This window comes from Klebsiella sp. HMSC09D12, from assembly GCF_001808475.1.
Lineage (GTDB): Bacteria > Pseudomonadota > Gammaproteobacteria > Enterobacterales > Enterobacteriaceae > Klebsiella > Klebsiella oxytoca.
In genome coordinates, this window is record NZ_KV793502.1 from 133,461 (window position 1) to 141,656 (window position 8,196).

At 54.5% G+C, this 8,196-nt stretch carries 8 protein-coding genes; 7 read left to right on the forward strand and 1 reads right to left on the reverse strand.

Going from position 1 to position 8,196, the window contains the following annotated elements; all coding sequences use genetic code 11:
- Positions 1-83 precede the first annotated feature (83 nt).
- Positions 84-1,010, forward strand: coding sequence for a LysR family transcriptional regulator (locus tag HMPREF3178_RS22280; protein ID WP_024274656.1), 927 nt, complete (start codon positions 84-86; stop codon positions 1,008-1,010).
- On the opposite strand, the gene HMPREF3178_RS22285 is transcribed toward HMPREF3178_RS22280, so the two are convergent.
- Positions 997-1,689 carry an aspartate/glutamate racemase gene (locus HMPREF3178_RS22285; RefSeq protein WP_024274657.1) on the reverse strand — a complete coding sequence of 231 codons (693 nt, stop codon included), beginning with the start codon at positions 1,687-1,689 and terminating at the stop codon, positions 997-999. The two genes, HMPREF3178_RS22280 and HMPREF3178_RS22285, sit on opposite strands and share 14 nt — an antisense overlap.
- Before the next feature lie 136 nt (positions 1,690-1,825).
- Here HMPREF3178_RS22285 and HMPREF3178_RS22290 point away from each other — a divergent pair, with 136 nt between their 5' ends.
- From HMPREF3178_RS22290 to HMPREF3178_RS22315, 6 genes are all read left to right on the forward strand, one after another.
- The gene (locus HMPREF3178_RS22290) at positions 1,826-2,152 is read left to right on the forward strand and encodes a cupin domain-containing protein (protein ID WP_004105284.1); all 327 of its coding nucleotides are present in this window, start codon (positions 1,826-1,828) and stop codon (positions 2,150-2,152) included.
- A gap of 493 nt (positions 2,153-2,645) precedes the next feature.
- A complete protein-coding gene (locus tag HMPREF3178_RS22295; protein ID WP_004115132.1) occupies positions 2,646-3,536 on the forward strand; it encodes a carbohydrate ABC transporter permease in 891 nt (296 codons plus the stop codon).
- A complete protein-coding gene (locus tag HMPREF3178_RS22300; protein ID WP_004105302.1) occupies positions 3,529-4,431 on the forward strand; it encodes a carbohydrate ABC transporter permease in 903 nt (300 codons plus the stop codon). Before HMPREF3178_RS22295 ends, HMPREF3178_RS22300 begins: the two co-directional genes overlap by 8 nt.
- A 12-nt stretch (positions 4,432-4,443) precedes the next feature.
- Complete coding sequence (locus tag HMPREF3178_RS22305) at positions 4,444-5,571, forward strand: ABC transporter ATP-binding protein (RefSeq protein WP_004105304.1); 1,128 nt, start codon at positions 4,444-4,446, stop codon at positions 5,569-5,571.
- 16 nt (positions 5,572-5,587) lie between these two features.
- Positions 5,588-6,874 carry an ABC transporter substrate-binding protein gene (locus HMPREF3178_RS22310; RefSeq protein ID WP_004105307.1) on the forward strand — a complete coding sequence of 429 codons (1,287 nt, stop codon included), beginning with the start codon at positions 5,588-5,590 and terminating at the stop codon, positions 6,872-6,874.
- Positions 6,875-6,942: 68 nt separating this feature from the next.
- Positions 6,943-8,073, forward strand: a complete 1,131-nt coding sequence (locus HMPREF3178_RS22315; protein WP_032692184.1) for an oligogalacturonate lyase family protein — start codon at positions 6,943-6,945, stop codon at positions 8,071-8,073.
- Positions 8,074-8,196: the final 123 nt, after the last annotated feature.

An 8,196-nucleotide genomic window follows, 5' to 3' on the forward strand; every position in this document is an offset into this window, starting at 1 on the left:
CACAGCGCGTGGGGAATAAAAAATATCGTTTTATTGCCAGTCTATGCAAAAATGATATGGCTTGCGTTACTTAAGGAACACTCATGCCCGCCGTTAATCTGCGTCATATTGAAATCTTCCATGCCGTCATGACCACCGGCAATCTGACCGAGGCCGCAAGAATGCTGCATACCTCGCAGCCGACCGTCAGCCGCGAGCTGGCGCGTTTTGAAAAGGTGCTGGGATTAACGCTGTTCGCCCGCGCCCGCGGCCGTCTGCAGCCAACGGTTCAGGGTTTACGCCTGTTTGAAGAGGTGCAGCGCTCCTGGTACGGCCTGGACAGAATCGTCAGCGCTGCGGAAAGCCTGCGCGAGTTCCGCCAGGGCGAACTGTCGGTCGCCTGTCTGCCGGTATTTTCCCAATCATTCCTGCCGCTACTGCTGGAGCCTTTTTTGACGCGCTACCCGGAGGTCAGCCTGCAAATCGTCCCGCAGGAGTCACCGCTGCTGGAGGAGTGGCTTTCCGCCCAGCGCCACGATCTGGGATTGACGGAGACCCTGCATACTCCCGCCGGAACCGAGCGTACGCCCCTGTTGACCCTGAATGAAGTGTGCGTATTGCCGCAGGGCCATCCGCTTGCCGCTAAGCAAGTATTAACGCCTGCAGACTTTAATGGTGAAAACTATATTAGCCTGTCGCGCACCGACAGCTACCGTCAGCTGCTCGATGCGCTGTTTCATGAACATCAGGTGAAACGGCGGATGGTGGTGGAAACGCACAGCGCCGCCTCCATTTGCGCTATGGTGCGCGCCGGAGTCGGCATTTCAGTGGTTAACCCGCTCACCGCGCTCGATTATGCCGGGAACGGCGTGGTGGTCCGACGCTTTAGCGTTGAAGTGCCTTTTACCGTAAGCCTGGTTCGCCCGCTCCACCGACCGGGATCCGCGCTGGTCGATGCGTTTGCACTGCATTTGCAAAACAGCATGTCTCGCATCCTGACCCCGCTCGAAGCGGTACTTACGAAAGCATAAACTCCACCGCGTCCGCCGCATGAATCGCTGTGGTATCAAACACCGGCAGCGGACTGCTCTCTTCCGGTACCAGCAGGCCGATTTCGGTGCAGCCAAAAATGACCCCTTCCGCCCCCTGCTCCGCCAGAGCGTCAATGACCTGCAGATAGTAGTCGCGTGAATGCGCGTTAAAGACGCCGAGGCACAGTTCATCAAAAATGATCTGGTTAATCCGCGTGCGATCTTCAGCTTCCGGAATCAGCGTATCAATAGCAAACTGCTGCTGCAGGCGGCCGCGATAAAAATCCTGTTCCATGGTATAGCGCGTGCCTAATAGCGCAACGCGGCGCTGGCCCTTTGCGATAATCGCTCGTCCGGTAGCGTCGGCAATATGCAAAAACGGCACGTCGCAGCGCGTTTCTATCGCCTGCGCGACTTTATGCATGGTGTTGGTACACAGGACGATCCCTTCGGCGCCCGCCTGCTGCAGGCCGAAGGCCGCCTGCGCGAGGATCTCGCCCGCGCGTTCCCAGTCGCCGTTTGACTGACAGGCTTCAATTTCGTGGAAATCGACGCTGTGCAACAGCAGGCTGGCGGAGTGCAGACCGCCGAGGCGTGATTTAATACCTTCATTTATCAACCGGTAGTAAGGAATCGTTGATTCCCAGCTCATACCGCCTAACAGACCAATCGTTTTCATCATCCCTCCTTGTGTGAGTTTTTCAGTAGAACAAAGTTGTGATCGACTTTCCACTTCTCCCGACGATCGTTTCCTTTTTCAGGATTATGGGATAGATTAAATGAAACATTGTTTCATTTAATCACAGGACCATCGGATGTTTATTTTTCATAAAGAGACCACCCTTGAAGATCTGGGTAATGGCGTCACGCGCCGCATTCTTGCGCACGATGGCAAAATGATGGCGGTTGAAGTGAACTTCGAACAAGGCGCCATTGGGCCGATGCATAACCACCCCCATGAACAGCTTACCTACGTGCTCTCAGGCGAGTTCGAGTTCACCATCGGTGATGAAAAGCACGTGGTCAGCGCCGGCGATACGCTCTACAAGAAACCGGAAATTATGCACGGCTGCGTTTGCCTCAAGGCGGGAACGCTGCTGGATACCTTCACCCCTGTTCGTCAGGATTTTCTGCAAAAGTAGCTCTTCATCTCCAGGGCATGCCGCGCATGCCCACCATTTTCTGAACTTTTCCGCTACAAATAATTGTCATAAAGTATGTCGCACCGCAATGATTAGCAGCGCAAGCAATTTCGCCTGACCAGCCTCTCTCCGTCGGACTCTCATCCGTATCTCTGACCTCTCATCTCTGCAAAATGCGCGCTCCAGCACCTTTTTGAAACATCGTTTCGACTTTGATCACATTTCCGCGATCAACCGAATGACTCCGTAATAAATAGCAATAAAATAAAATTAAAACGGCGTTTTACAAAATCAGGACACCGGGTAAGACAAAATCAAAAAACACATGTTCTTCAGGGATAAGAAGAAAGAAAAGTTTTAACCAATCAACCATCGCCAGGGAAGGATTTACCGCTGACATACCAGGAACGCATTAACTTTCCGGCGGCACGGGCCGCGGGAAAGGCAGTAACCCCGAATCCGTATTACAAACTCGTAAGCCAGGTAGGTATGTATGAATGAAAACAAAATGCTGGGATTGGCATGGATATCGCCCTACATCATAGGGTTGATAGTCTTTACCGCCTTTCCCTTTGTTTCATCTTTCTTCCTCAGTTTCACTGAGTACGATTTGATGAGTCCACCGGTGTTTAACGGCATCGAAAACTATCGCTACATGCTGACCGAAGATGGCCTCTTCTGGAAATCCATGGGCGTGACGTTCGCGTATGTCTTTTTAACCATCCCGTTAAAACTGGCTTTCGCTCTGGGGATCGCGTTTGTCCTCAACTTTAAGCTGCGCGGCATCGGTTTTTTCCGTACCGCCTACTACATCCCGTCGATACTGGGTAGCTCGGTGGCGATTGCCGTATTGTGGCGCGCGCTGTTTGCTATCGACGGCCTGCTGAACAGCTTTATCGGCGTGCTCGGCTTCGACCCGGTCAACTGGCTCGGCGAGCCTTCGCTGGCCCTGATGTCCGTTACCCTGCTGCGCGTCTGGCAGTTTGGCTCAGCGATGGTCATCTTCCTTGCGGCGCTGCAGAACGTTCCACAATCACAATATGAAGCGGCGATGATCGATGGCGCTTCAAAATGGCAGATGTTTATGAAGGTCACGGTGCCGCTAATCACACCAGTGATTTTCTTCAACTTCATCATGCAGACTACCCAGGCGTTCCAGGAGTTTACCGGCCCGTACGTCATCACCGGAGGCGGCCCAACCTACTCCACCTATCTGTTCTCGCTCTATATCTACGACACCGCCTTTAAGTACTTCGATATGGGCTACGGTGCAGCGCTGGCATGGGTGCTGTTCCTGGTGGTCGCGGTGTTTGCCGCCATTGCGTTTAAGTCTTCGAAATATTGGGTGTTCTACTCCGCCGATAAGGGAGGCAAAAATGGCTGATATCCAACAAATCACTGAAGCAAGGGACGTCGCTGAACGTGAAGTCGCGCGGACGCTGCGCCGTGAAAAAATAAGCCGCTCGATTCGCTATGTGATCCTGCTGTTCGTCGGCCTGCTGATGCTCTACCCGCTGGTATGGATGTTCTCGGCGTCGTTCAAACCGAACCATGAGATCTTCACCACCCTGAGTCTGTGGCCTGCCCACGCGACCTGGGATGGCTTTATCAACGGCTGGAAAACCGGCACCGAGTACAACTTCGGCCACTACATGCTGAACACCTTTAAGTATGTGATCCCGAAAGTGCTGCTGACCATTATCTCCTCCACCATCGTGGCCTACGGCTTTGCCCGCTTCGAAATCCCGTGGAAGAAATTCTGGTTCGCTACGCTGATCACCACCATGCTCCTGCCGAGCACCGTACTGCTGATCCCGCAGTATCTGATGTTCCGCGAAATGGGCATGCTGAACAGCTATCTGCCGCTGTACCTGCCGCTGGCCTTCGCCACTCAGGGGTTCTTCGTCTTCATGCTGATTCAGTTCCTGCGCGGCGTTCCGCGCGACATGGAAGAAGCGGCGCAGATTGACGGCTGCAACTCCATTCAGGTGCTGTGGTACGTGGTGGTGCCAATTCTGAAACCGGCGATTATCTCGGTGGCGCTGTTCCAGTTCATGTGGTCCATGAACGACTTTATCGGTCCGCTGATTTACGTCTACAGCGTGGATAAATACCCCATCGCGCTGGCGCTGAAAATGTCCATCGACGTCACGGAAGGCGCTCCGTGGAACGAAATTCTGGCAATGGCGAGTATCTCCATTCTGCCGTCCATCATCGTGTTCTTCCTGGCACAACGCTACTTCGTACAGGGCGTTACCAGCAGCGGAATTAAAGGTTAAGAGGGAAATATCATGGCTGAAGTTATTTTCAACAAACTGGAAAAGGTCTACTCCAACGGCTTCAAGGCGGTACATGGTATCGATCTGAAAATCGCGGACGGCGAGTTTATGGTTATCGTTGGGCCGTCCGGCTGCGCCAAATCGACCACCCTGCGCATGCTGGCTGGACTGGAAACTATCAGCGGCGGCGAAGTGCGGATCGGCGAAAAAATCGTGAATAATCTCGCGCCAAAAGCGCGCGGCATTGCGATGGTGTTCCAGAACTACGCGCTCTATCCGCATATGACGGTGCGCGAGAACCTCGCCTTCGGCCTGAAGCTGAGCAAGCTGCCAAAAGACCAGATTGAGGCCCAGGTAAACGAAGCGGCGAAAATCCTTGAGCTGGAAGAACTGCTGGATCGCCTGCCGCGTCAGCTCTCCGGCGGACAGGCACAGCGCGTAGCGGTTGGCCGCGCGATTGTGAAGAAACCGGATGTATTCCTGTTCGATGAACCGCTCTCTAACCTTGACGCCAAGCTGCGCGCCTCAATGCGTATTCGTATTTCCGACCTGCATAAGCAGCTGAAAAAATCCGGTAAACCGGCGACCACCGTCTACGTCACCCACGATCAGACCGAGGCGATGACCATGGGCGACCGCATCTGCGTGATGAAGCTGGGCCATATCATGCAGGTGGATACCCCGGACAACCTCTATCACAAGCCGAAAAACATGTTTGTGGCCGGGTTTATCGGCGCGCCGGAGATGAATATTCGTCCCAGCCAGCTGGTTGAGCAAGCGGGTCGCCTGCATCTGACCGTTGGCGACGGGCTGCTGCCGCTAAATGACCGACTGCAGAGCAAGGTCGACACCCATAAGAACCAGCAGGTGTTCTTTGGCGTGCGTCCGGAATTTGTCTCCATCTCCGATGAACCGTTTGCTGAAGGCTCCTGCCCCGGCGAGATGGTGCGCGTGGAAAACATGGGCCATGAATTCTTCGTCTACCTGAAGGTGGCCGATTATGAACTGACCGCCCGCGTGCCTTCAGATGAAGCGAAGCCAATGATTGAGAAAGGACTTCATCGCACGGTGCATTTCAAATTCGATCTCAACAAGTGTCATATCTTTGACGCCAAAACTGAACAGAACATCTCTCTGTGAACCCTGGAGTATTAAAATGAAAAAAGTGCTTTTAAGCGCCGCAATCTCCGCCACTTTGGGCCTTACCGCGTTGCCTTCTATGGCAAAGGATGTCGACCTGCGTATGTCATGGTGGGGCGGCAACGGCCGTCACCAGGTGACCCTCAAGGCGCTGGAAGAGTTTCATAAACAAAACCCGGATATCAACGTTAAAGCGGAATATACCGGCTGGGACGGCCATCTTTCGCGCCTGACCACGCAAATCGCCGGCGGTACCGAGCCGGACGTGATGCAAACTAACTGGAACTGGCTGCCAATCTTTTCGAAAAACGGCGAAGGCTTCTACGATCTCAACAAGATGAAGGACGTGATCGACCTGAGCCAGTTTGATGCCAAAGAGCTGCAAACCACCACGGTAGACGGCAAGCTTAACGGTATACCTATTTCCGTGACCGCGCGCGTCTTCTATTTTAACGATGAAACCTGGAAAAAAGCGGGCGTCGAGTACCCGAAAACCTGGGACGAGCTGATGGCGGCGGGTAAAACCTTTGAGAGCAAGCTGGGTAAACAGTATTACCCGGTCGTGCTGGAGCACCAGGACACTCTGGCGCTGCTCAATTCATATATGATTCAGAAGTACAACCAGCCGGCTATCGATGAAAAAACCAAGAAATTCTCCTACAGCAAAGAGCAGTGGGTCGAATTCTTCCAGATGTATAAAAAGCTTATCGACAGCCACGTGATGCCGGACACCAAGTACTATGCCTCGTTCGGTAAGAGCAACATGTATGAAATGAAGCCGTGGATTCAGGGCGAGTGGGCGGGTACCTATATGTGGAACTCCACTATTAACAAATACTCCGACAACCTGAAGCCGCCGGCGAAGCTGGAGCTGGGCAGCTATCCGATGCTGCCGGGCGCTACCGACGCAGGTCTGTTCTTTAAACCTGCGCAGATGCTCTCCATTGGTAAATCCACCAAAAATCCGGAAGCGGCGGCGAAGGTGATCAACTTCCTGCTGAACAGTAAAGAAGGGGTTGAGACGCTGGGTCTTGAGCGCGGCGTGCCGCTGAGCAAAGTGGCGGTGCAATACCTGACCGAAAACGGCGCGATCAAAGAGGACGATCCGGCGGTATCGGGCCTGCGCCTGGCGCAGTCCCTGCCGGCCAAACTCTCGGTGTCGCCGTACTTTGATGACCCGCAGATCGTCGCCCAGTTCGGCACCTCTCTGCAGTACATCGACTACGGGCAGAAAACCGTGGAAGAGACGGCAATTGACTTCCAGCGTCAGTCTGACCGCATCCTGCGCCGCGCGATGCGCTAATTGCCTGTTATCGGAACCTACCCCGCAGCTCCGGCTGCGGGGTATTTTTTTAGCAAGGAGTGAAGTGAATCATGAAAGGCAAAATCATCCCGCTGAGCTTTCTGCACACGCAGGACAGCGAAACCGGTCACCAGGTGATCCGGATGACGCCACCGCATGTTATCTGCCATCGCAACTATTTCTATCAAAAATGCTTTACCCGGGATGGCGGCAAGCTAATTTTCGGCGGCGCGTTTGAAGGCCACTGGAACTACTATTTACTCGATATCGCCGGCCAGCAGGCGACCCAGCTCACCGACGGGCCGGGCGATAACACCTTTGGCGGTTTCCTTTCCGCCGACGACCGGTCGCTGTGGTATGTGAAAAACAACCAGCAGCTGCGCCGCGTGGATCTGGCCTCGCTGGAGGAACAGGTCGTATATCAGGTGGATGACCAATGGGTAGCCTACGGAACCTGGGTCGCCAACAGCGATTGCAGTCAGATGGTCGGAATCGAAATCAAAAAAAGCGACTGGCAGCCGTTGACCGACTGGGGCAAGTTCCGCGCATTCTACTTCACCGAGCCGGAGTGCCGGTTGATTAATATCGATCTGCGCAGCGGCGAACAGCGCGTGGTATTGCAGGAAAAACGCTGGCTCGGCCACCCGATTTACCGCCCGTTTGACGACAGCACCATCGCCTTCTGCCATGAAGGTCCGCGCGATGCTATCGATGCCAGAATGTGGCTTATCAACGCTGACGGCAGCAACATGCGCAAGGTTCGCCAGCACCAGCCGGGTGAGAGCTTTACGCACGAATTCTGGGTACCGGATGGCTCCGCGCTTTACTATGTCGCGCATCAGGAAAACGATCCGCATCGCTATCTGTATCGCGCCGACCCGGCAACGCTGGAAAATCGCCAGTTGATGGCGATTCCTCCGTGTTCGCATCTGATGAGCAATCACGATGGCAGCCTGGTGGTCGGCGACGGCGCGCCGCACAGCACCGGCGATATCCAGCTTAACGATCCGTTTATTTGGGTGTTTGATATTGCCGCCGATAGGCAGACCGCCGTGTGCCGCCACGACTCTACGTGGAAAGTGATTGAGGGCGAGCGTCAGGCGACGCATCCGCATCCGTCGTTTTCACCGGATAACCGCTGGGTGCTGTTTACCTCCGATAAAGAGGGTATGCCCGCGCTGTATCTGGCGGAGGTGTAGTGATTCGGCAACGTCCCGGCTCGCGCGATGCTTAGCCGGGCTACCGCCGTCAGCGATCCCGCTGCCCGGATAGATGCACAAGCGTCGATTCCGGGAAATTATGCCACTCTGCGCGCTGCTCCC

What these genes read in the sequence shown, in the direction of transcription:
- HMPREF3178_RS22280 (WP_024274656.1), top strand. Translation starts at nt 84, where the DNA reads ATGCCCGCCGTTAATCTGCGTCATATTGAAATCTTCCATGCCGTCATG.
- HMPREF3178_RS22305 (WP_004105304.1), top strand. Translation starts at nt 4,444, where the DNA reads ATGGCTGAAGTTATTTTCAACAAACTGGAAAAGGTCTACTCCAACGGC.
- HMPREF3178_RS22295 (WP_004115132.1), top strand. Translation starts at nt 2,646, where the DNA reads ATGAATGAAAACAAAATGCTGGGATTGGCATGGATATCGCCCTACATC.
- HMPREF3178_RS22310 (WP_004105307.1), top strand. Translation starts at nt 5,588, where the DNA reads ATGAAAAAAGTGCTTTTAAGCGCCGCAATCTCCGCCACTTTGGGCCTT.
- HMPREF3178_RS22290 (WP_004105284.1), top strand. Translation starts at nt 1,826, where the DNA reads ATGTTTATTTTTCATAAAGAGACCACCCTTGAAGATCTGGGTAATGGC.
- HMPREF3178_RS22300 (WP_004105302.1), top strand. Translation starts at nt 3,529, where the DNA reads ATGGCTGATATCCAACAAATCACTGAAGCAAGGGACGTCGCTGAACGT.
- HMPREF3178_RS22285 (WP_024274657.1), bottom strand. Translation starts at nt 1,689, where the DNA reads ATGAAAACGATTGGTCTGTTAGGCGGTATGAGCTGGGAATCAACGATT.